The sequence below is a fragment of the Streptomyces sp. R-74717 genome (assembly GCF_047305335.1).
In the GTDB taxonomy this organism is placed as follows: Bacteria; Actinomycetota; Actinomycetes; order Streptomycetales; family Streptomycetaceae; genus Streptomyces; species Streptomyces atratus.
The window spans coordinates 4266294-4288280 of record NZ_CP102361.1 but is presented as its reverse complement, the minus strand read 5'-3'; the positions used below and the strand labels follow the sequence as shown (position 1 = coordinate 4288280).

Below are 21987 nucleotides of genomic sequence, written 5' to 3'. Positions count from 1 at the left end.
CACACCATGGGACTCGAAGAGAAGCTGCCCAGCGGCTTCGTGCTGACCACTGTCGAGCAGGCCGCCGGCTGGGTACGGAAGTCCTCCGTCTTCCCCGCCACCTTCGGCCTCGCCTGCTGCGCCATCGAGATGATGACGACCGGAGCCGGGCGTTACGACCTGGCCCGTTTCGGGATGGAGGTCTTCCGCGGATCGCCGCGACAGGCGGATCTGATGATCGTGGCAGGGCGGGTCAGCCAGAAGATGGCGCCCGTCCTGCGGCAGGTCTACGACCAGATGCCGAACCCCAAGTGGGTCATCTCCATGGGGGTGTGTGCATCATCGGGCGGGATGTTCAACAATTACGCCATTGTTCAGGGTGTTGATCATATTGTCCCGGTTGATATCTACTTGCCGGGCTGCCCGCCGCGGCCCGAGATGCTGATGGACGCGATCCTCAAGCTCCACCAGAAGATCCAGAGCTCCAAGCTCGGGGTCAACGCGGAGGAGGCCGCCCGCGAGGCGGAGGACGCGGCGCTCAAGGCACTGCCCCTGATCGAGATGAAGGGGCTCCTGCGGTGAGTGAGAACCAGAACCACGACGAGCAGAACAACAACGGCGTACCCGCGCCGCGCGACGAGACCGGCGAGGTCATCGGCGTACGCAAGGGCATGTTCGGCGCCAACAACGGCGGCGACACCTCCGGCTACGGCGGCCTCGTCCGCACGGTGGCGCTGCCGGGCGCCACGTCCCGCCCGTACGGCGGCTGGTTCGACGAGCTGGCCGACGAGCTCGAAGGGGCCCTGGAGGAACAGGACCTGCTTCCCGAGAACGCCATCGAGAAGACCGTCGTCGACCGCGGCGAACTCACCTTCCACATCGCCCGGGAGCACCTCGTCCGGGTCGCCCGGACCCTGCGCGACGACCCGGCGCTGCGCTTCGAGCTCTGTACGGGGGTGAGCGGCGTCCACTTCCTCGGCGACAAGGGCCGGGAACTGCACGCCGTCTACCACCTGCGCTCGATCACGCACGGCCGGCTGATCCGCCTGGAGGTGTCGGCCCCGGACAACGATCCGCACATCCCGTCCCTCGTCGAGGTCTACCCGACCAACGACTGGCACGAGCGTGAGGCATACGACTTCTTCGGGCTCATCTTCGACGGGCACCCCGCCCTCACCCGGATCATGATGCCGGACGACTGGCAGGGCTTCCCGCAGCGCAAGGACTACCCGCTCGGCGGCATCGCCGTCGAGTACAAGGGCGCCCAGATCCCGGCTCCGGACCAGCGGAGGTCGTACTCCTGATGTCTACTCCCCATGCAACACCGCGGGCGACGACCGAGGGGACTGTATATACAGTCACCGGCGGCGACTGGGACGAGGTCGTCGAGTCGGCGGTCAAGTCCGACGACGAGCGCATCATCGTCAACATGGGCCCCCAGCACCCGTCCACGCACGGGGTGCTGCGGCTGATCCTGGAGATCGACGGCGAGACCGTCACCGAGGCCCGCTGCGGGATCGGCTACCTCCACACCGGCATCGAGAAGAACCTCGAATTCCGGAACTGGACCCAGGGCACCACCTTCGTGACGCGCATGGACTACCTGACGCCGTTCTTCAACGAGGCGGCGTACTGCCTGGGCGTCGAGAAGCTCCTCGGCATCGAGGACCAGATCCCCGACCGGGCCAGCATCCTGCGCGTGCTCCTGATGGAGCTCAACCGGATCTCCTCGCACCTGGTGTGCATCGCCACCGGCGGCATGGAGCTCGGCGCCACCACGATCATGATCTACGGCTTCCGTGATCGTGAACTCGTTCTCGACCTCTTCGAGCTGATCACCGGCCTGCGGATGAACCATGCGTTCATCCGGCCCGGCGGACTCGCCCAGGACCTCCCGCCCGGCGCGATCGACCAGCTCCGCGAGTTCGTGAAGACCATGAAGAAGAACCTGCCGGAGTACGACAAGCTCGCCACCGGCAACCCGATCTTCAAGGCCCGTATGCAGGACGTCGGCTATCTCGACCTGACCGGCTGCATGGCACTCGGCGCCACCGGCCCGATCCTGCGCTCCGCCGGACTCCCGCACGACCTGCGCAAGACGGACCCCTACTGCGGATACGAGAACTACGAGTTCGACGTCCCCACCGCCGACAGCTGCGACGCCTACGGCCGCTTCCTCATCCGGCTCGAGGAGATGCGTCAGTCGCTGCGGATCGTCGAACAGTGCATCGACCGGCTCGCCCCCGGACCGGTGATGGTCGCCGACAAGAAGATCGCCTGGCCGGCACAGCTCGCGCTCGGTCCGGACGGGCTCGGCAACTCGCTCGACCACATCAAGAAGATCATGGGCACCTCCATGGAGGCCCTGATCCACCACTTCAAGCTGGTGACCGAGGGCTTCCGGGTCCCGGCCGGGCAGACGTACACCGCCGTCGAGTCGCCCAAGGGCGAGCTCGGCGTCCATGTCGTCTCGGACGGCGGCACCCGCCCCTACCGGGTCCATTTCCGCGACCCGTCCTTCACCAATCTGCAGGCCATGGCGGCGATGTGCGAGGGCGGCCAGGTCGCCGACGTCATCGTCGCCGTCGCGTCCATCGACCCCGTGATGGGAGGCGTCGACCGGTGACCGAAACACGTCAGGAAGTCAGTCTGGGGATGCCGCAGCTCCCCGCCCCCGCCTACCCGGCCGAGGTGCGCGCCAGGCTCGAAGCGGACGCGAAGGAGGTGATCGCCCGCTACCCCGGCAGCCGCTCCGCGCTGCTTCCGCTGCTGCACCTGGTGCAGTCCGAGGAGGGCTACGTCTCCCGTACGGGCATGGCGTTCTGCGCCGAACTGCTCGGCCTCACCACCGCCGAGGTCACCGCGGTCGCCACCTTCTACACGATGTACCGGCGCAAGCCGAGCGGTGACTACCAGGTCGGTGTCTGCACCAACACGCTGTGCGCGGTGATGGGCGGCGACGCCATCTTCGACCGGCTCAAGGAGCACCTCGGCGTCGGCAACGACGAGACCACCAAGGACGGCAAGGTCACCCTCGAACACATCGAGTGCAACGCGGCCTGCGACTTCGCTCCCGTGGTGATGGTCAACTGGGAGTTCTTCGACAACCAGACGCCCGAGAGCGCGACGCGCCTGGTCGACGACCTGCTCGCCGGGCGCACCGTCGAACCCACCCGTGGCGCGCCCCTTTGCTCGTACAAGGAGACGTCCCGGATTCTGGCCGGCTTCCCCGACGAGCGCCCCGGCGCCGTCGAGGCGTCCGGCGGCGCGGGCCCCGCCTCGCTGATCGGCCTCCGGCTCGCCAGGGGCGAGGAGCCGCACCCGAGGGTCGTCGCCCCGCGGGGCGAGTCGGGGCACACCGATGCCCCGCAGGACCCGGAGCACCCGTCCGGCCCGACAGGCGAGGAGGGAGAGTGATGACGTTGGCAACCGAAATCAACGACAACGGCAGCGGGGGCAGCCCCGAGAAGCTGCTCGCCCCCGTCCTCTCCGCCTTCTGGGACCAGCCGGAATCCTGGACCCTGGAGACCTACCGGCGTCACGAGGGGTACGAGGGTCTGCGCAAGGCCCTCGCCATGCCGCCGGACGACCTCATCGCGTACGTCAAGGACTCCGGTCTGCGCGGCCGCGGCGGCGCGGGCTTCCCCACCGGCATGAAGTGGCAGTTCATCCCGCAGGGCGACGGCAAACCGCACTATCTGGTGGTCAACGCCGACGAGTCGGAGCCGGGGACCTGCAAGGACATCCCGCTCCTCTTCGCCAACCCGCACAGCCTCATCGAGGGCATCGTGATCGCCTGCTACGCGATCCGTTCCTCGCATGCGTTCATCTATCTGCGCGGTGAAGTCGTCCCCGTACTGCGGCGGTTGCACGAGGCCGTGCGCGAGGCGTACGAGGCGGGCTTCCTCGGGACGAACATCCTGGGCTCGGGGCTCGACCTGGAACTCACCGTGCACGCGGGCGCGGGCGCGTACATCTGCGGTGAGGAGACCGCACTGCTCGACTCGCTCGAAGGGCGACGCGGCCAGCCCCGGCTGCGACCTCCGTTCCCCGCGGTCGCCGGTCTGTACGCCTGCCCCACTGTGGTGAACAACGTCGAGTCCATCGCCTCGGTTCCCGCGATCCTGAACCGGGGCAAGGACTGGTTCAAGTCGATGGGCAGCGAGAAGTCCCCGGGCTTCACGCTGTATTCGCTCAGCGGGCATGTCGCGAGCCCCGGCCAGTACGAGGCCCCGCTCGGCATCACGCTGCGCCAGCTGCTCGACATGAGCGGCGGCATGCGCACCGGCCACCGGCTGAAGTTCTGGACCCCGGGCGGCTCCTCGACCCCGATGTTCACCGACGAGCACCTCGATGTACCGCTCGACTACGAGGGTGTCGGCGCCGCCGGTTCCATGCTGGGCACCAAGGCGCTCCAGTGCTTCGACGAGACGACCTGCGTGGTGCGGGCCGTCACCCGCTGGACCGAGTTCTACGCCCATGAGTCCTGCGGCAAGTGCACACCGTGCCGCGAAGGCACCTACTGGCTGGTCCAGTTGCTCCGCGACATCGAGGCGGGCAAGGGACAGATGGCCGACCTCGACAAGCTGAACGACATCGCCGACAACATCAACGGCAAGTCCTTCTGCGCCCTCGGTGACGGCGCCGCCTCGCCGATCTTCTCCTCGCTGAAGTACTTCCGCGAGGAGTACGAGCAGCACATCACGGGCAGGGGCTGCCCCTTCGATCCCGCCAGGTCGACCGCCTGGGCCGACGACAAGAACGCTCACCAGGGGGTGAACGCATGACAGTCACCACGAGTGCGCCCTCCGGGGGCGGCGAGGCGGCCCTTCCGCCCGAGGACCTCGTCACGCTGACGATCGACGGCATCGAGATCAGCGTGCCCAAGGGCACCCTGGTCATCCGGGCCGCCGAACTCCTCGGCATCGAGATCCCGCGTTTTTGCGACCACCCGCTCCTCGACCCGGCCGGCGCCTGCCGCCAGTGCATCGTCGAGGTCGAGGGTCAGCGCAAGCCGATGGCGTCCTGCACCATCACCTGCACCGACGGCATGGTGGTGAGGTCGCAGCTCACCTCGCCCGTCGCCGAGAAGGCGCAGAAGGGTGTGATGGAGCTGCTGCTCATCAACCACCCGCTGGACTGCCCGGTCTGCGACAAGGGCGGTGAGTGCCCGCTGCAGAACCAGGCGATGTCGCACGGCGGCGCCGACTCCCGCTTCGACGGCAAGAAGCGCACGTTCGAGAAGCCCGTCCCGATCTCCACCCAGGTGCTGCTGGACCGTGAGCGGTGTGTGCTCTGCGCACGCTGCACCCGGTTCTCCAACCAGGTGGCGGGCGACCCGATGATCGAGCTCCTGGAGCGCGGTGCGCTCCAGCAGGTCGGCACGGGCGAGGGCGACCCCTTCGAGTCGTACTTCTCCGGGAACACCATCCAGATCTGCCCGGTCGGAGCGCTGACCTCGGCGGCGTACCGGTTCCGCTCCCGGCCCTTCGACCTGGTGTCGTCACCGTCGGTGTGCGAGCACTGCGCGGGCGGCTGCGCGACCCGTACCGACCACCGGCGCGGCAAGGTCATGCGGCGGCTCGCCGCCAACGACCCCGAGGTCAACGAGGAGTGGGTCTGCGACAAGGGCCGCTTCGGCTTCCGCTACGCGCAACAGCGGGACCGGCTGACCACTCCGCTGGTACGCAACGCGGACGGCGTCCTGGAACCGGCGAGCTGGCCCGAGGCGCTGGACGCCGCGGCCGCCGGACTCGCCGCCGCACGCGGCAGGACGGGTGTTCTCACGGGCGGCCGGCTGACCGTCGAGGACGCGTACGCGTACAGCAAGTTCGCCCGGATCGCGCTGGACACGAACGACGTCGACTTCCGGGCCCGGGTGCACAGCGGCGAGGAGGCCGACTTCCTGGCCGCCCGCGTGGCCGGGCGCGGCCGGGACCTGGACGGCACGGGTGTCACGTACACCTCGCTGGAGAAGGCCCCGACGGTGCTGCTGGTCGGGTTCGAGTCGGAGGAGGAGGCGCCCGGCGTCTTCCTGCGGCTGCGCAAGGCGAACCGTAAGCACGGACAGCGCACGTTCGCCGTCGCCTCGCACGCCACACGCGGCCTCACGAAGGCGGGCGGCACGCTGCTTCCCGCCGCCCCCGGCACCGAGACCGAGTGGCTGGACGCGATGGCGGGCGGCGTCGGACTCGACGGCGACGGAGCCGAGGCGGCCGAGGCGCTGCGTGGCGGGGGCGCCGTGATCGTGGTCGGTGAGCGGCTGGCGGCCGTGCCGGGCGGGCTCACCGCCGCGGTACGGACAGCCACGGCGACCGGGGCCACGATGGTGTGGATTCCGCGCCGGGCCGGCGAGCGCGGTGCGGTGGAGGCGGGCGCGCTTCCGTCGCTGCTGCCCGGCGGCCGTCCGGCGACCGACCCGAGGGCCAGGGACGAGGTGGCGGCCGTCTGGGGCGTGGCCGAGCTCCCGTCCCGCTTCGGCCGCGACACCGGCCAGATCGTGGAGGCCGCGGCCACCGGTGAACTGGGCGCGCTGGTCGTCGCCGGGGTCGAGACCGTGGACCTGCCGGACCCGGCACGAGCCCTGGAGGCTCTGGACCAGGTCGGCTTCCTGGTCTCGCTGGAGTTGCGGCCCAGTGAGGTGACCGAGCGGGCCGATGTGGTCTTCCCGGTCGCCGCGGTGGCCGAGAAGTCCGGCACCTTCCTCAACTGGGAGGGCAGGGCGCGGATGTTCGAGGCGGCGCTGAAGCCCGAGCAGATGACGCGGACGCTCGCGCCGACCGATGCGCGGGTGCTGCACATGCTGGCCGACGCGCTGGCCCGCGCCTCAGGCGCTGATGAAGTCAGTCGCTTCGCGCTGCCGGATCTGAAGTCCGTACGCCGTGAGCTGGACCGGCTCGGCGGCTGGACCGGTACGCACGCCACCGACCCGAACGAGCCGGCGCAGCCGCTGCCCAGGCCCGGCGACGGCGAGGCGGTCCTCGCGGGCCACCGGATGCTGCTCGACCTGGGCCGGCTCCAGGAGGGCGACGACGCACTGGCCGGCACCCGGCACGCCTCGGTGGCCCGACTCTCCGCCGTCACCGCGGCCGAGACGGGCGTGAAGGACGGCGATCTGCTGGCCGTCACCGGCCCGGCGGGCAGCGTCGAACTCCCGTTGAAGGTCACCGACATGCCGGACCGGGTGGTCTGGGTGCCGCTGAACTCCGTCGGGCAGGGCGTCCCGGCCGACACCGGCGCCCAGCCCGGCGGTCTGGTCCGGATCGGCCCCGCCGCACCGGGCACTCCCGACGTCACACCGGAGGTGGGGGCGTGACTGCCTTCGCTCAACTGGCCGCGGCACCGCACACTGCCGTACTCGCCGCCGAGGATCTGTCGATGTTCGGCACCGACCCGTGGTGGCTCGTCGTCATCAAGGCGGTGTTCTGCTTCGCGTTCCTGATGGTGACCGTGCTCTTCTCCATCGTGTGGGAGCGCAAGGTCGTCGCCTGGATGCAGCTGCGCATCGGCCCCAACCGGCACGGCCCCTGGGGCATGCTCCAGTCGCTCGCCGACGGCATCAAGCTGATGCTGAAGGAAGACGTCGTCGTCAAGCGCGCCGACAAGGTCGTGTACGTGCTCGCGCCGATCGTCGCCGCCATCCCCGCGTTCATGGCGATCGCGGTGATCCCGTTCGGTCCGTCCGACGAGGTCTCGATCTTCGGGCACCGTACGGCGATGCAGCTCACCGACCTGCCGATCGCGATGCTCTACATCCTCGCGGTCGCCTCGGTCGGGATCTACGGCATCGTGCTGGCGGGCTGGTCGTCCGGATCGACGTACCCGCTCCTCGGCGGTCTGCGCTCGTGCGCGCAGATGATCAGTTACGAGATCGCGATGGGCGCCGCGTTCGCCTCGGTCTTTCTCTACTCCGGGTCGATGTCGACCTCGAAGATCGTGGAGGCGCAGCAGGACCGCTGGTTCATCATCCTGCTGCCGGTCTCCTTCATCATCTACATCGTCACGATGGTCGGTGAGACCAACCGGGCCCCCTTCGACATGCCGGAGTCCGAGGGCGACCTGGTCGGCGGCTTCAACACCGAGTACTCATCGATCAAGTTCGCAATGTTCATGCTCGCCGAGTACGTCAACATGGTCACCGTCTCCGCGGTTTCCACGACTCTGTTCCTGGGCGGCTGGCGGGCCCCGTGGCCGATCAGCACCTTCTGGGAGGGCGCGAACCACGGCTGGTGGCCGATGCTCTGGTTCGTCATCAAGGTCCAGCTGCTGCTGTTCTTCTTCATCTGGCTGCGCGGCACGCTGCCCCGGGTCCGCTACGACCAGCTGATGAAGCTCGGCTGGAAGGTCCTGATCCCGGTCTCCGTGGTCTGGCTGATGCTGGTCGCGACGGTGCGGGCGCTGCGCAACGAGGGGTACGACTTCTCGAAGATCGTGCTGTACGTGGCCGGGGCCGTGATCGCGATCCTGCTGATCTCCTTCGTCGCCGACATCTTCCGCGACAAGAAGGGCCGCGCTGCCGAGGCGGACGCGGGACCGGAGCCGGCGTTCGACCCGATGGCGGGCGGATTCCCGGTGCCGCCGCTGCCCGGACAGACCCTGCCACCGGTGCCGCGCCGCAGGCCGCGCGGCGAGCGGGAGCTCGTTGTCAGTGGCGGGTCGGACACTGAGAGTGACGGAAATTCGAGTGACGGAAAGGAGGCTGACGGTGTCTGAGTCATCGGAGCCCTCGGGGGAGAAGTTCCAGAACCCTGTCGCCGGCTTCGGCGTGACCTTCAAGGCCATGTTCAAGAAGCGGCTGACCGAGCAGTATCCGGAAACGCAGAAGGTGACGGCGCCGCGCTTCCACGGCCGGCATCAGCTCAACCGTCACCCGGACGGTCTGGAGAAGTGCGTCGGCTGCGAGCTGTGCGCCTGGGCATGTCCGGCGGACGCGATCTATGTGGAGGGCGCGGACAACACCGACGAGGAGCGCTACTCCCCGGGTGAGCGCTACGGCCGCGTCTACCAGATCAACTACGCGCGCTGCATTCTCTGCGGACTGTGCATCGAGGCGTGCCCGACCCGGGCGCTGACGATGACCAATGAGTTCGAGCTCGCCAACACCACCCGCGAGAGCCTCATCTACACCAAGGACGAGCTGCTCGCGGGCCTGGAGGAGGGCATGGTCGACACTCCGCACGCGATCTACCCCGGGATGGACGAGCAGGACTACTACCGGGGTCTTGTCACCGAGGCCGCGCCCGGTACGGAGCGCCAGGCCGCGGTCTCCAAGGGCGAGTCCAAGCAGGACAACGGGCACGGATGCGGCTCTGCGCAGGAGGTGGACGCATGACCGGCCTGGCCGCAGCGGCCTCCCAGACCTCGACCGGTGAGGCCTTCCAGTTCTGGGTGCTCGGCACTGTCGCCGTGATCGGCGCGCTGTCCACCGTGCTGATGAAAAAGGCCGTGCACAGTGCTCTGAGCCTCGCCGGGACCATGATCGTCCTGGCGGTGTTCTACCTCGCCAACGGTGCCTACTTCCTGGGCGTCGTCCAGATCGTCGTCTACACCGGCGCGATCATGATGCTGTTCCTCTTCGTGGTCATGCTCGTCGGAGTCACGGCGGCCGACTCGCTGAAAGAGACCCTCAAGGGGCAGCGCTGGCTGGCCGCGGGCTGCGGGATCGGCTTCGGCATCCTGCTGATCGCGGGCATCGGCAACGCCTCGCTGAACAGCTTCAACGGGCTCGGCACCGCCAACGCCGAGCACGGCGGAAACGTCGAGGGGCTGGCCAGCCTCATCTTCACCAAGTACGTCTTCGCCTTCGAGATCACCGGCGCCCTGCTGATCACGGCGACGGTCGGCGCGATGGTGCTCACCCACCGGGAGCGCACCGAACGGGCCAAGACCCAGCGGGAGATGTCCGAGGAGCGCGTACGCGGCAAGCAGCTGCCGCCGCTGCCCGCCCCCGGTGTCTACGCCCGGCACAACGCCGTGGACATCCCGGGTCTGCTCCCGGACGGCACACCGTCCGAGCTCAGCGTCATGCAGACGCTGCGCAATCGCGGGCAGATCCGCGATGTGTCGAACGAGTCGCTGGACCAGCTCAAGGCGCTGGAGCAGCGCTCCGAGGAGCGGCTCGGCCGTGACAACGAAGATGAGGAGGTCGCCAAGTGAATCCGGTCAACTACCTCTATCTCGCCGCCCTGTTGTTCACCATCGGTGCGGCCGGGGTGCTGATCAGGCGGAACGCGATCGTGGTGTTCATGTGCGTGGAGCTGATGCTCAACGCCTGCAACCTCGCGTTCGTGACCTTCTCCCGGATGCACGGCAATCTCGACGGGCAGATCATCGCCTTCTTCACGATGGTCGTCGCCGCCGCCGAGGTCGTGGTCGGGCTCGCGATCATCGTGTCGGTGTTCCGTTCCCGCCACTCGGCCTCGGTCGACGACGCCAGCCTGATGAAGCTGTAAGGGGACGTTGAATCGTGGAGAACCTGATTGCGCTGCTCGTCGCGGCGCCTCTGCTCGGAGCCGCGGTCCTGCTCTGCGGCGGCCGACGGCTGGACCGCGCCGGACACTGGGTCGGCACCCTGCTCGCCGCCGTGTCGTTCGTCATCGGTGTCGTGCTCTTCCTCGACATGCTGGGGAAGGGCGCGGAGGACCGGGCGCTGCACCAGAAGCTGTTCAGCTGGATTCCGGTCGAGGGCTTCCGGGCCGATGTGGCCTTCCAGCTCGACCAGTTGTCGATGACGTTCGTGCTGCTGATCACCGGTGTGGGCACGCTGATCCACATCTACTCGATCGGCTACATGGCGCACGACGAGCGCCGGCGCCGCTTCTTCGGCTATCTGAACCTGTTCCTCGCGGCGATGCTGATCCTGGTCATCGCCGACAACTACCTGCTGCTGTACGTCGGGTGGGAGGGCGTCGGTCTGGCGTCGTACCTGCTGATCGGCTTCTGGCAGCACAAGCCCAGCGCGGCGACGGCCGCCAAGAAGGCATTCCTGGTCAACCGGGTCGGCGACATGGGCCTGTCGATCGCGATCATGCTGATGTTCACCACGTTCGGCACCTTCGCCTTCGGTCCCGTCCTGGGGGCGACCGGTCAGACCAGCGAGGGCAAGCTGACGGCGATCGGCCTGCTGCTGCTGCTCGCGGCCTGCGGCAAGTCGGCCCAGGTGCCGCTGCAGTCCTGGCTCGGTGACGCGATGGAGGGCCCGACCCCGGTCTCGGCCCTCATCCACGCCGCGACCATGGTGACCGCGGGTGTCTACCTCATCGTCCGGTCCGGCGCGATCTTCAACGCCGCGCCGGACGCACAGCTGGCCGTCGTGGTCGTCGGCGCCGTCACGCTGCTCTTCGGTGCGATCGTCGGTTGTGCGAAGGACGACATCAAGAAGGCCCTCGCCGGGTCGACGATGTCCCAGATCGGCTACATGATCCTGGCCGCCGGACTCGGCCCGATCGGCTACGTCTTCGCGATCATGCACCTGGTGACGCACGGCTTCTTCAAGGCCGGGCTCTTCCTCGGCGCCGGTTCGGTCATGCATGGCATGAACGACGAGGTCGACATGCGGAAGTTCGGCGGCCTCAGGAAGTACATGCCGGTCACCTTCATCACCTTCGGCCTCGGCTATCTGGCGATCATCGGTTTCCCCGGTCTGTCCGGCTTCTTCTCCAAGGACAAGATCATCGAGGCGGCCTTCGCCAAGGGCGGCACCGAGGGCTGGATCCTCGGCTCGGTGGCCCTGCTGGGCGCCGGGATCACCGCGTTCTACATGACGCGCGTGATGCTGCTGACGTTCTTCGGCGAGAAGCGCTGGCAGCCCGACGCGGAGGGTCATGAGCCGCATCCGCACGAGTCCCCGAAGTCGATGACCATCCCCATGATCATCCTGGCCTTCGGGTCGGTCTTCGCCGGAGGCCTCTTCTCCATCGGCGACCGCTTCCTGAACTGGCTGGAGCCGGTCACCGGACACAGCCACGGCCACGCGCCGGTCAGCGCCACGACCGTCACGGCAGCCACGATGGTGGTGCTCGCCATCGGCGTCGCCATCGCCTGGGCGATGTACGGACGGGGGCCGGTGCCGGTCGTCGCGCCGCGCGGCTCGCTGCTCACCCGGGCCGCCCGCCGCGATCTCCTCCAGGACGACTTCAACCATGTGGTCCTGGTCCGCGGCGGCGAGCACCTCACCCGCTCCCTGGTGTACGTCGACCACACCCTGGTCGACGGCGTCGTCAACGGCACGGCCGCCTCGATGGGCGGGCTCTCCGGCCGGCTGCGCAAGCTGCAGAACGGCTACGCCCGCTCCTACGCGGTCTCGATGTTCGGCGGTACGGCGCTCGTCATCGCCGCGACCCTGCTGATGAGGGCGGTCTGATCACATGTCCTTTCCCCTCCTGACAGCGACGGCGGCGCTCCCGGCGATCGGTGCGATCGCCACCGCCGCCGTCCCGGCCGCCCGGCGTACCACCGCCAAATGGCTGGCGCTGCTCTTCTCGCTGGCCACGCTCGTACTGGCGGGCATCGCGCTTGCCCGCTTCGAGCCCGGCGGAGCCCGCTACCAGCTCACCGAATCGCACGCCTGGATCAAGGACTTCGGTGTCCGGTACGAACTGGGCGTGGACGGCATCGGGCTGGCGCTCATGGCGCTCACCGCCCTGCTGATCCCCTTCGTCATCCTGGCCGGCTGGCACGACGCCGACCCCATGGAAACCAAGTCCTCGCGCTGGCGGCCGACTCAGGGCTTCTTCGCCCTGATCCTGATGGTCGAAGCGATGGTGATCCTCTCCTTCGAGGCCACCGACGTCTTCCTCTTCTACATCCTCTTCGAAGCCATGCTCATCCCGATGTACTTCCTCATCGGCGGCTTCGGGGACCGGGCGCACACCGGCAGCGACGAGAACGCGGCGGCGCAACGCTCGTACGCCGCGGTCAAGTTCCTCCTCTACAACCTGGTCGGCGGCCTCATCATGCTGGCCGCCGTGATCGGCCTGTACGTGGTCGCGGGGACGTTCTCGCTCTCCGAGATCGCCGAGGCCCGGGCGAGCGGCTCGCTCTCCATGGAGACCAGCACGGAGCGCTGGCTCTTCCTCGGGTTCTTCTTCGCCTTCGCGGTGAAGGCCCCGCTGTGGCCGCTGCACACCTGGCTGCCCAACGCCATGGGTGAGGCGACCTCCCCGGTCGCCGTCCTGATCACCGCGGTCGTGGACAAGGTCGGCACATTCGCGATGCTCCGCTTCTGCCTCCAGCTCTTCCCGGAGGCCAGCAAGTGGGCGACACCCGTGATCATCGTCCTGGCGCTGATCAGCATCGTGTACGGGGCGCTGCTCGCCGTCGGCCAGCGCGACATCAAGCGGCTGATCGCCTATGCGTCGATCTCGCACTTCGGCTTCATCATCCTGGGCATCTTCGCGATGACCAGCCAGGGCCAGTCGGGCGCCACGCTCTACATGGTCAACCACGGGATCTCGACCGCCGCGCTGATGCTGGTGGCGGGCTTCCTGATCACCCGGCGCGGTTCGCGGCTCATCGCCGACTACGGCGGGGTGCAGAAGGTGGCGCCGGTCCTGGCCGGCACCTTCCTGATCGGCGGTCTGGCCACCCTGTCGCTGCCCGGGCTCGCCCCGTTCGTCAGCGAGTTCCTGGTCCTCGTCGGCACGTTCAGCGCGTATCCGGCGGCGGGCATCATCGCCACGACCGGCATCGTGCTCGCCGCGCTGTACGTCCTGGTCCTCTATCAGCGGACGATGACCGGCCCGGTGAAGGCCGAAGTCCAGGGCATGGCGGACCTCAAGGTCCGAGAGCTGGCAGTGGTCCTCCCGCTGATCGCGCTGCTGCTCTTCCTGGGTGTCTATCCGAAGCCGCTGACGGAGATCGTCAACCCGGCGGTGCAGCACACCATGTCGGACGTCCAGAAGAAGGACCCCCAGCCTGAGGTGGAGGCCGCCAAGTGAGCGCAACAGCTGTCCACAGCCTGTGGACAATGGCGGGCGGGGTGACATCGGCCGCCCCGGCCGAGAAGTTCAAGGCACCGGTCATCGAGTACGCCCAGCTGACCCCGGTCCTCATTGTGATCGGTGTTGCCGTCGTGGGCGTACTCGTCGAGGCCTTCGTGCCGCGCCGGGCCCGCTACTACACGCAGGTCTTCCTGACGGTCGTCGCCCTCGCCGCCGCGTTCGCCGCGGTCATCGGCCTGGCGGCCGGGGGGTACGGCACGACGAAGGCGCACATCGCCGCGATGGGTGCCATCGCGATCGACGGGCCGACACTCTTCCTGCAGGGCACCATCCTGCTGACCTCACTGGTCGCCGTCTTCACCTTCGCCGAGCGGCGGCTCGACCCCGCCGCGCACGGCAACCACGTCGACTCGTTCGCCGCACAGGCAGCGTCGGTCCCCGGCAGCGACAGCGAGAAGGCAGCGGTCAGGGCCGGATTCACCACCACCGAGGTCTTCCCGCTGGTCCTCTTCTCAGTGGCCGGCATGCTGGTCTTCCCGGCGGCCAACGATCTGCTGACGCTCTTCGTGGCCCTGGAGGTCTTCTCCCTCCCGCTCTACCTCCTGTGCGCCGTCGCCCGTCGCAAGCGGCTGATGTCGCAGGAGGCCGCGGTGAAGTACTTCCTGCTCGGCGCCTTCTCGTCGGCATTCCTGCTCTTCGGGATCGCCCTGCTGTACGGGTACGCGGGCTCCGTCTCGTACGCCACCATCGCGAACGTGGTCGACGGCTCCGTCACCCGGATCGACCCGGCGCTCGCCGACACCATGGGCAACGACGCACTGCTCCTGATCGGCGGGGCGATGATCCTGACCGGTCTGCTCTTCAAGGTCGGCGCCGTCCCGTTCCACATGTGGACCCCGGACGTCTACCAGGGCGCCCCGACCCCGGTCACCGGCTTCATGGCCGCTGCCACCAAGGTCGCCGCGTTCGGTGCGCTGCTGCGTCTGCTGTACGTGGTGCTGCCTGGCCTCGCCTGGGACTGGCGCCCGGTCATGTGGGCCGTCGCGATCGTCACGATGCTGGGCGGTGCGATCGTCGCCATCACCCAGACCGACATCAAGCGGCTGCTCGCCTACTCCTCGATCGCACACGCCGGCTTCATCCTCGCCGGTGTCATCGCGACCACCCCGGACGGCATCTCGTCGGTCCTCTTCTACCTGGGCGCGTACTCCTTCGTGACGGTCGGCGCGTTCGCCGTCGTCACCCTGGTGCGCGACGCGGGCGGAGAGGCGACGCATCTGTCGAAGTGGGCCGGGCTCGGCCGGCGCTCGCCGCTGGTCGCCGCGGTCTTCGCGGTGTTCCTGCTGGCCTTCGCCGGTATCCCGCTCACCTCGGGGTTCTCCGGAAAGTTCGCCGTCTTCAAGGCCGCGGCGGACGGCGGTGCGGGCGGCCTGGTCGTGGTCGGTGTGATCTCGTCGGCGATCGCCGCGTTCTTCTACATCCGGGTCATCGTGCTGATGTTCTTCAGCGAGCCGAAGGCGGACGGCCCGACGGTCGCCGTCCCGTCCCCGCTGACGATGACGACGATCGGGGTCGGGGTCGCGGTCACGCTGGTGCTGGGCCTGGCCCCGCAGTACTTCCTGGACCTGGCGAGCCAGGCGGGAGTGTTCGTGAGGTAGCACACACACGCACAGCTGGGACAGCGCCGGACGGGCCCGAGAAGTCAAGCCCGTCCGGCGTTGTCGTAGGCGGCGCCTATCGTGGCAGGGGACGGCGGCAGGACAGAACGGCACGACTTCGGGGGACAGGGCAATGGGCGCGACGGGCGGGACCATGGATGTGACCGAGAGCGACGCGCGGCAGACGCTGCACCGGGTGTTCGGGTACGAGGCGTTCCGCGGCGAACAGGAATCGATCGTCGACCATGTGGTGGCGGGCGGGGACGCCGTCGTGCTCATGCCGACCGGTGGCGGAAAGTCCCTCTGTTACCAGATCCCGGCCCTGGTCAGAGCCGGTACAGGCATCGTCATCTCACCCCTGATCGCCCTGATGCAGGACCAGGTGGACGCGCTGCGGGCGCTTGGTGTGCGGGCCGGCTTCATCAACTCCACGCAGGATTTCGACGAGCGCCGCTCGATGGAGGCCCAGTTCGTCGCCGGTGAGCTCGACCTGCTCTATCTGGCCCCGGAGCGGCTCCGCCTGGACACCACGCTCGGCCTGCTCTCCCGTGGCGAGATCTCCGTCTTCGCGATCGACGAGGCGCACTGCGTCGCCCAGTGGGGCCACGACTTCCGCCCGGACTATCTGACCCTCTCCGTCCTCGGCGAGCGCTGGCCCGACGTACCGCGCATCGCCCTGACGGCCACCGCGACCAACGCCACGCACCAGGAGATCACGCAGCGCCTGGGCATGCCCGACGCGAAGCACTTCGTCGCCAGCTTCGACCGGCCCAACATCCAGTACCGGATCGTGCCGAAGGCCGACCCGAAGAAGCAGCTGCTCTCCTTCCTCAAGGAGGAGCACGCAGGGGACGCGGGCATCATCTACTGCCTGTCGCGCAACTCGACCGAGAAGACCGCCGAGTATCTCTGCCGCAACGGCATCGAGGCCGTCCCGTACCACGCCGGTCTGGACGCGGGCATGCGCGCCGTCCACCAGTCCCGCTTCCTGCGCGAGGAGGGCCTGGTCGTCGTTGCGACCATCGCCTTCGGCATGGGCATCGACAAGCCGGACGTACGCTTCGTCGCCCACCTGGACCTGCCGAAATCGGTCGAGGGCTACTACCAGGAGACCGGCCGCGCCGGGCGTGACGGGCTGCCGTCCACGGCCTGGATGGCGTACGGACTCCAGGACGTGGTCCAGCAGCGCAAGCTCATCCAGGGCGGTGAGGGCGACGAGGCGTTCCGCCGCCGCGCGGCCTCCCACCTCGACTCGATGCTGGCCCTGTGCGAGACGGTCCAGTGCCGCCGCGCCCAGCTCCTGACGTACTTCGGCCAGGAGCCCGGTGCGGCGACCTGCGGCAACTGCGACACCTGCCTCACCCCGCCCGAGACCTGGGACGGCACGGTGGTCGCGCAGAAGCTGCTGTCGACCGTCGTGCGGCTGAAGCGGGAGCGAGGGCAGAAGTTCGGTGCGGGCCAGATCATCGACATCCTGCTCGGCCGCAAGACGGCGAAGGTCATCCAGTTCGACCACGACCAGCTCTCGGTCTTCGGGATCGGCGAGGAGCTGGCCGAGGCCGAATGGCGCGGAGTCGTACGGCAGCTGCTGGCCCAGGGGCTGATCGCGGTCGAGGGCGAGTACGGCACGCTGGTGCTGACGCAGGAGAGCGGTTCGGTGCTCGGCCGGGAGCGCGAGGTGATGCTGCGCAAGGAGGCGCCGAAGCCCGCGTCGCGCTCCACGAAGGGCGAACGCAAGACGAAGTCCCAGGCGGCCGCCGCCGAGCTGGCGCCCGAGGCCGTCCCGGTCTTCGAAGCGCTACGGGCCTGGCGCGGCGACCGGGCGAAGGAACAGGGCGTCCCGGCGTACGTCATCTTCCACGACGCGACGCTGCGTGAGATCGCCACGGTGCGGCCGGACTCGGTGTCCGCGCTGGGCGGCATCAGCGGCCTGGGCGAGAAGAAGCTGGCGACGTACGGGGAGGGGGTGCTGGAAGTGCTCGCGTCGTTCGGGGAGGCGGGGGCGGAAGCGGCGGCGGCACCGGAAGCCGACCCGGCGCCGACCCCGTCAGCGGCCTCCGCGCCGGTCCCGTCAGCGGCCTCCGTACCGGGCCCTGCTGCGGCCTCCGCGCCGGTCCCGTCAGCGGCCTCCGTACCGGGCCCTGCTGCGGCCTCCGCGCCGGTCCCGTCAGCGGCCTCCGCGCCGGGCCCTGCTGCTGCCCCCGCTCCGGTGGCGTTCGACGACTCGGAGTTCGGCTGGGACGAGGAGCCGCCGGAGTACGAGTGAGTGCCGGGCCCGGTGGCGGTCGCCGGTCTACTCCGGGGCTGCCGTCCGGTGCCGCGAGACGATCGCGGTGAGATCGAGATCGACGGGGAAGGGGACGGAGACCTTCATCCGGTCGTGGAAGATGCCGGTGGAGGTGTAGGCGCCGGTGGCCGGTTCCAGCTCGAAGGCGTAGACGACCGCCCGGCCGTCCTGGTTCTCCACCCGCCAGTAGTGAGGGATCCTCGCCCGCGCGTACTTCACGGACTTGGTCTCCCGGTCCCGGGTCAGGGATTCATCGGACACGACCTCGACCGCCAGCAGCACCGTCTCGGCGCGGAATCGTGTCTGCCGCAGACTCTCGACTGCGTCCGCCCGCACGACGACCACATCGAGTTCGGGCCGGTTCTGCCAGTCGACGTCGATGGTGAATTCGCGAAAGACTTCCAGGTCGAGCGGTGCGAGCGACTGCAGCTGCCACTTGAGATGGTCGGTCGCGCGCTCGTGGAAAACGGTCTGCGGACTCACGAAAACAAGGCTCCCGTCGATCAGCTCCGTGTGCGGAGGCAGATTCGGGAGTGTGTCCAGGTCATCGGCGGTCCAGCCGCCCACGGGTGGAACCGCCCACCTCGGCTCGTTCGCCTCGGGGTCGACGCTCATCGGTGCTCCCATGCACGGAGTCTCGCGCATCTGTCCGGCGTATCCGCCGAAACCGGTTCAAAACCGCGCGAACAGGTGAACCAATCGAGCGCCATTGACGGCCACGCTCCGTCAGGAGCGCGACCGTCGACGGGCAGGCGTCATGCGGACGGCACGATCCGCCCCGTGACCTCGCCGAGCCCCACCCGCGTGCCGTCCGGGCCCGGCGCCCAGGCCGTCATCGTCACCGTGTCGCCGTCCTCCAGAAACGTCCGTTTGCCGTCCGGGAGATCCAGCGGGTCGCGGCCGTTCCAGGTCAGTTCCAGGAGCGAGCCGCGCTGTCCGGGCTCGGCGCCGCTGACCGTGCCGGAGCCGTACAGATCACCGGTGCGCAGCGACGCGCCGTTCACCGTCATCTGGGCCAGCATCTGGGCCGCCGTCCAGTACATGGTGGCGAACGGCGGCTCGGCGACCAGCTGTCCGTTGATCGCGACGGAGATCCGCAGGTCGAGGCCGCCGGCCTCCTCCTCGCCCGCGTCCTCCAGGTAGGGGAGCAGGGGGAAGTCGCGGGCCGGGGGTGCGATCCGGGCCGCCTCCAGGGCTTCGAGCGGCGTCACCCATGCAGATACGGACGTGGCGAAGGACTTGCCGAGGAACGGGCCGAGCGGGACGTACTCCCAGGCCTGGATGTCCCGTGCCGACCAGTCGTTGAGCAGCGAGAGCCCGAAGACATGGTCGCGGAAGTCGCCGAGCCGGACCGGACGGCCCTGCTCGGAGCCGACTCCGACGACGAAGCCGACCTCGGCCTCGATGTCGAGCTTGACGGAAGGACCGAAGACGGGGGCCGCGTCGGCGGGCGCCTTGCGCTGGCCGGACGGGCGCACCACATCCGTGCCGGAGACGACGACGGTGCCGGACCGGCCGTGGTAGCCGATCGGGAGGTGCTTCCAGTTGGGCGTCAGCGCGTCACCGTTCGGCCGGAAGATCTTCCCGACGTTGGTGGCGTGGTTCTCGCTCGCGTAGAAGTCGACGTAGTCCGCGACCTCGTACGCCAGATGGAGCGTCACGGACTCGACCGGGTGCAGCAGCGGTTCGATGTCCGCGCGGTGTGCCGGGACCGCCACCCATGCGGTCAGCGCCCGTCGGACGTCCCGCCAGGCGGTGCGGCCGGCGGCCAGCAGCGCGGTCAGGTCCGGCTGGGCGAGAAGCTGTGCGTAGGGCGATCCGAGTGCGTGTGCCGCCGCTCCGGCGTCCAGTACATGGCTGCCGATGCGGACGCCGACCCGGCGGTCCTCGGGGTGGTCGGGGGTGGAGAACACACCGTACGGAAGGTTGTGCGGACCGAAGGGGTCGCCCTCGGCCAGATCGAGCGGGCTGCTCTGCTCGGGCATGTGTTGCTGCCTCGCTTTCCAGGTCGCTTGGGGACACGTTACGTCGGTGTTGCTACCCGCGGGAGTGTCCCAACTGCTCCTGATGCCCGGAAAGTTCCGCCGTGCCCCCTGCTGTGCGGGGGGCACGGCGGTGGGTTCACCCGGCCGTGCGCGGGATCCGCTTCTCCCAGGTCCGGTGGAAGACGACCTCGCCGCCGTCCTTGCACAGCACCTCGTCGGACGTGATGAAGTCGGTTTCGTCCGCACTGATTTCGGACCGGGTCTCGATCCGTACGTCCCACGCCATCTCCGGCCGGTGCAGCCGGATCGACCAGTCGGAGCGGGTGCGTGCGGAGAGCGGTTCGTTCTCCTGGATCGTGTACGTCTCCACGGCGTCCTCGGTGAATTCCAGGCCGTCCGGGTAGACGCGGGTGCCGCCGTAGCGCGGGTCGACCTCCAGCCGCCATTCGCCCTTGGCGACATCGCGGACCACCAGGCGCTCGGGGCGCTGTTCGTCGAGCGTCACCGGGTGGACGACGCCGAGCGGCTCCGACTGCTCCGGCTCCTCGAACCGGATCGCGGGGTCCTCGGTGTGCCGGCGCACCGGCAGTTCGACGAAGCTGCCGTCGGCGTCCAGGGTGAAGCCGACCGACCCGGCCTGCGGCCAGATCCACGGCCAGTACGAGGAGGAGACCGCGAGCCTGATCCGGTGGCCGGGCGGGAAGGTGTGCCCGATGCCGTTCAGGTCGAAGGTCACGTCCTCGGTCCCGCCCACCGGCCAGCCGTCCGCACGGTCGCGGCCGTGCCGTGCGGAGAGGTTGAGCGCGCCGCGGGTCACCAGGGTGGAGGAGCCGTCCGGTGCGACGTCGCAGAGCCGGGCGATCGCCTGGCCGCGCGGCACGTCCATCCGGATGCGCAGCTTCACCCGGGGGCGGCCCAGGATCTCGATCGGGGCGTCCTCGACCGGGAACTCGAAGCAGACCGACTTGGCGTCCTCGTCGCGCTGGTCGGGCGGCAGGTCGGCGTCGTTGCCGAACGGGAAGAAGCGCCCGGCGTCCAGGCCGGTCTGCTGGGGCGAGTCGACGATCTGCGGACCGCCCTGGAGGGCGTACGCGACCGGCGCGATGTTCTCCGAGGGCCAGCCGGTCTCACCGACCCAGCGGCCGGGCAGCGTCTCGTACACCGTGGCGGGCCGGTGGGACTCGCTGATCCAGGTCCGCAACAGGGGCTCGGCCATGATGCCGGTGTCCTTGTCCTTCAGGTGCTGGTCCCACCAGCGCAGCGTCTCCTGGAGGAAGCCGATCGCCGGACCGGGCGGCAGACCCCGGTCGGGGTACTGGTGCGACCAGGGCCCGATCAGCCCACGGACCTTGTCCGGGTGGAGGTGTTCGACGAGCCGCAGGACGGTGTCGCGGTACGGGTCGTGCCAGCCGCCCACCGCGAGGACGTTCGCTGTGATCGCGGAGTAGTCCTCGCAGACGCTGCCGTGCTTCCAGTAGTCGTCGCGGGTCTGGTGCGCCAGCCAGGTGTGGATGAATGGTTCGATCGTTTCCAGTCGATTCAGCCACATGTCCTTCCAGCCCTCGCCGAGCTGTGCCGGATCCGGCGGGCGGGCGACGAAGGCCAGCATGGTGGCCGCCCAGGCGTGCATGTCGACGGCGAGGACCGAGCCGCCCATGTAGTGGACGTCGTTGTCGTAGCGGTCGTCGGTCGAGCAGACGGTGACGACGGCCTTCAGTGGCTCGGGGGCCAGCGCCGCGATCTGGAGCGAGTTGAAGCCGCCCCAGGAGATGCCGAACATGCCGACCCGGCCGGAGCACCATTCCTGCTCGGCCAGCCAGTGGATGACGGCGACCCCGTCGGCCAGCTCCGCCGCGTCGTACTCGTCGCCCGGCATCCCCTCGCTGTTGCCGTGTCCGCGTACGTCCACCCGGACGGAGGCGTAGCCATGGCCCGCGTACCACGGGTGGCGCTGCCAGTCGCGTGGCGCCGTCCAGTCGCTCAGCCGGTACGGCAGATATTCGAGGAGCGCGGGGACGGGTTCGTCGGTGATGGGCCGCCAGATCCGGGCGTAGAGCCGGGTGCCGTCCGGCAGCGGAATGTAGACGTCCTCATGGGTGGTGTCATACGGATACGTGGTGCGGATGTGCATGGCGGTA

General features: G+C 69.0%; 17 protein-coding genes. 14 read left to right on the top strand and 3 right to left on the bottom strand.

Annotated features, from left to right (window positions below):
- Positions 1-6: 6 nt before the first annotated feature.
- The 14 genes from NRF20_RS19380 to recQ all read left to right on the top strand — a co-directional run bounded on the left by NRF20_RS19380 (position 7) and on the right by recQ (position 17843).
- Positions 7-561, top strand: a complete 555-nt coding sequence (locus NRF20_RS19380; protein ID WP_030975705.1) for a NuoB/complex I 20 kDa subunit family protein — start codon at positions 7-9, stop codon at positions 559-561.
- The gene (locus NRF20_RS19375; RefSeq protein WP_266358837.1) at positions 558-1283 is read left to right on the top strand and encodes an NADH-quinone oxidoreductase subunit C; all 726 of its coding nucleotides are present in this window, start codon (positions 558-560) and stop codon (positions 1281-1283) included. The genes NRF20_RS19380 and NRF20_RS19375 overlap by 4 nt, the downstream gene beginning before the upstream one ends.
- Positions 1283-2605, top strand: a complete 1323-nt coding sequence (locus NRF20_RS19370; protein WP_114246031.1) for an NADH-quinone oxidoreductase subunit D — start codon at positions 1283-1285, stop codon at positions 2603-2605. Before NRF20_RS19375 ends, NRF20_RS19370 begins: the two co-directional genes overlap by 1 nt.
- Before the next feature lie 29 nt (positions 2606-2634).
- Positions 2635-3396, top strand: a complete 762-nt coding sequence (gene nuoE, locus NRF20_RS19365) for an NADH-quinone oxidoreductase subunit NuoE (RefSeq protein ID WP_398632742.1) — start codon at positions 2635-2637, stop codon at positions 3394-3396.
- Positions 3393-4766 (top strand): NADH-quinone oxidoreductase subunit NuoF, encoded by a 1374-nt coding sequence (gene nuoF, locus NRF20_RS19360; RefSeq protein ID WP_398632719.1) that lies wholly within the window; start codon positions 3393-3395, stop codon positions 4764-4766. Before nuoE ends, nuoF begins: the two co-directional genes overlap by 4 nt.
- A complete protein-coding gene (locus NRF20_RS19355) occupies positions 4763-7294 on the top strand; it encodes an NADH-quinone oxidoreductase subunit G (RefSeq protein ID WP_413752962.1) in 2532 nt (843 codons plus the stop codon). Before nuoF ends, NRF20_RS19355 begins: the two co-directional genes overlap by 4 nt.
- On the top strand, positions 7291-8691 hold the full coding sequence (gene nuoH / locus NRF20_RS19350) for an NADH-quinone oxidoreductase subunit NuoH (protein WP_266358831.1): 1401 nt from the start codon (positions 7291-7293) through the stop codon (positions 8689-8691). The genes NRF20_RS19355 and nuoH overlap by 4 nt, the downstream gene beginning before the upstream one ends.
- Positions 8684-9310, top strand: coding sequence for an NADH-quinone oxidoreductase subunit NuoI (nuoI, locus tag NRF20_RS19345; RefSeq protein ID WP_382943348.1), 627 nt, complete (start codon positions 8684-8686; stop codon positions 9308-9310). Before nuoH ends, nuoI begins: the two co-directional genes overlap by 8 nt.
- Positions 9307-10134 carry an NADH-quinone oxidoreductase subunit J gene (locus tag NRF20_RS19340; RefSeq protein ID WP_398632717.1) on the top strand — a complete coding sequence of 276 codons (828 nt, stop codon included), beginning with the start codon at positions 9307-9309 and terminating at the stop codon, positions 10132-10134. Before nuoI ends, NRF20_RS19340 begins: the two co-directional genes overlap by 4 nt.
- Positions 10131-10430, top strand: a complete 300-nt coding sequence (gene nuoK / locus NRF20_RS19335) for an NADH-quinone oxidoreductase subunit NuoK (protein WP_093543641.1) — start codon at positions 10131-10133, stop codon at positions 10428-10430. The genes NRF20_RS19340 and nuoK overlap by 4 nt, the downstream gene beginning before the upstream one ends.
- A gap of 14 nt (positions 10431-10444) precedes the next feature.
- Positions 10445-12340, top strand: coding sequence for an NADH-quinone oxidoreductase subunit L (gene nuoL / locus NRF20_RS19330; protein ID WP_398632716.1), 1896 nt, complete (start codon positions 10445-10447; stop codon positions 12338-12340).
- A gap of 4 nt (positions 12341-12344) precedes the next feature.
- A complete protein-coding gene (locus NRF20_RS19325) occupies positions 12345-13916 on the top strand; it encodes an NADH-quinone oxidoreductase subunit M (protein ID WP_398632715.1) in 1572 nt (523 codons plus the stop codon).
- Complete coding sequence (nuoN, locus tag NRF20_RS19320; RefSeq protein WP_189274927.1) at positions 13913-15577, top strand: NADH-quinone oxidoreductase subunit NuoN; 1665 nt, start codon at positions 13913-13915, stop codon at positions 15575-15577. Before NRF20_RS19325 ends, nuoN begins: the two co-directional genes overlap by 4 nt.
- A 133-nt stretch (positions 15578-15710) precedes the next feature.
- Positions 15711-17843 carry a DNA helicase RecQ gene (gene recQ, locus NRF20_RS19315; RefSeq protein WP_413752961.1) on the top strand — a complete coding sequence of 711 codons (2133 nt, stop codon included), beginning with the start codon at positions 15711-15713 and terminating at the stop codon, positions 17841-17843.
- A gap of 27 nt (positions 17844-17870) precedes the next feature.
- Here recQ and NRF20_RS19310 read toward each other — a convergent pair whose 3' ends face one another.
- The 3 genes from NRF20_RS19310 to NRF20_RS19300 all read right to left on the bottom strand — a co-directional run bounded on the left by NRF20_RS19310 (position 17871) and on the right by NRF20_RS19300 (position 21980).
- Positions 17871-18479, bottom strand: a complete 609-nt coding sequence (locus tag NRF20_RS19310; RefSeq protein WP_398632741.1) for a Uma2 family endonuclease — start codon at positions 18477-18479, stop codon at positions 17871-17873.
- A 140-nt stretch (positions 18480-18619) separates the two neighbouring features.
- Positions 18620-19849, bottom strand: a complete 1230-nt coding sequence (fahA, locus tag NRF20_RS19305; RefSeq protein ID WP_413752960.1) for a fumarylacetoacetase — start codon at positions 19847-19849, stop codon at positions 18620-18622.
- A 136-nt stretch (positions 19850-19985) separates the two neighbouring features.
- Complete coding sequence (locus tag NRF20_RS19300) at positions 19986-21980, bottom strand: CocE/NonD family hydrolase (RefSeq protein WP_413752959.1); 1995 nt, start codon at positions 21978-21980, stop codon at positions 19986-19988.
- Between the last annotated feature and the right edge of the window lie 7 nt (positions 21981-21987).

What these genes read in the sequence shown, in the direction of transcription:
- NRF20_RS19380 (WP_030975705.1), top strand. Translation starts at nt 7, where the DNA reads ATGGGACTCGAAGAGAAGCTGCCCAGCGGCTTCGTGCTGACCACTGTC.
- NRF20_RS19370 (WP_114246031.1), top strand. Translation starts at nt 1,283, where the DNA reads ATGTCTACTCCCCATGCAACACCGCGGGCGACGACCGAGGGGACTGTA.
- nuoE (WP_398632742.1), top strand. Translation starts at nt 2,635, where the DNA reads ATGCCGCAGCTCCCCGCCCCCGCCTACCCGGCCGAGGTGCGCGCCAGG.
- NRF20_RS19355 (WP_413752962.1), top strand. Translation starts at nt 4,763, where the DNA reads ATGACAGTCACCACGAGTGCGCCCTCCGGGGGCGGCGAGGCGGCCCTT.
- NRF20_RS19340 (WP_398632717.1), top strand. Translation starts at nt 9,307, where the DNA reads ATGACCGGCCTGGCCGCAGCGGCCTCCCAGACCTCGACCGGTGAGGCC.
- NRF20_RS19325 (WP_398632715.1), top strand. Translation starts at nt 12,345, where the DNA reads ATGTCCTTTCCCCTCCTGACAGCGACGGCGGCGCTCCCGGCGATCGGT.
- recQ (WP_413752961.1), top strand. Translation starts at nt 15,711, where the DNA reads ATGGGCGCGACGGGCGGGACCATGGATGTGACCGAGAGCGACGCGCGG.
- NRF20_RS19310 (WP_398632741.1), bottom strand. Translation starts at nt 18,479, where the DNA reads ATGAGCGTCGACCCCGAGGCGAACGAGCCGAGGTGGGCGGTTCCACCC.
- fahA (WP_413752960.1), bottom strand. Translation starts at nt 19,849, where the DNA reads ATGCCCGAGCAGAGCAGCCCGCTCGATCTGGCCGAGGGCGACCCCTTC.
- NRF20_RS19300 (WP_413752959.1), bottom strand. Translation starts at nt 21,980, where the DNA reads ATGCACATCCGCACCACGTATCCGTATGACACCACCCATGAGGACGTC.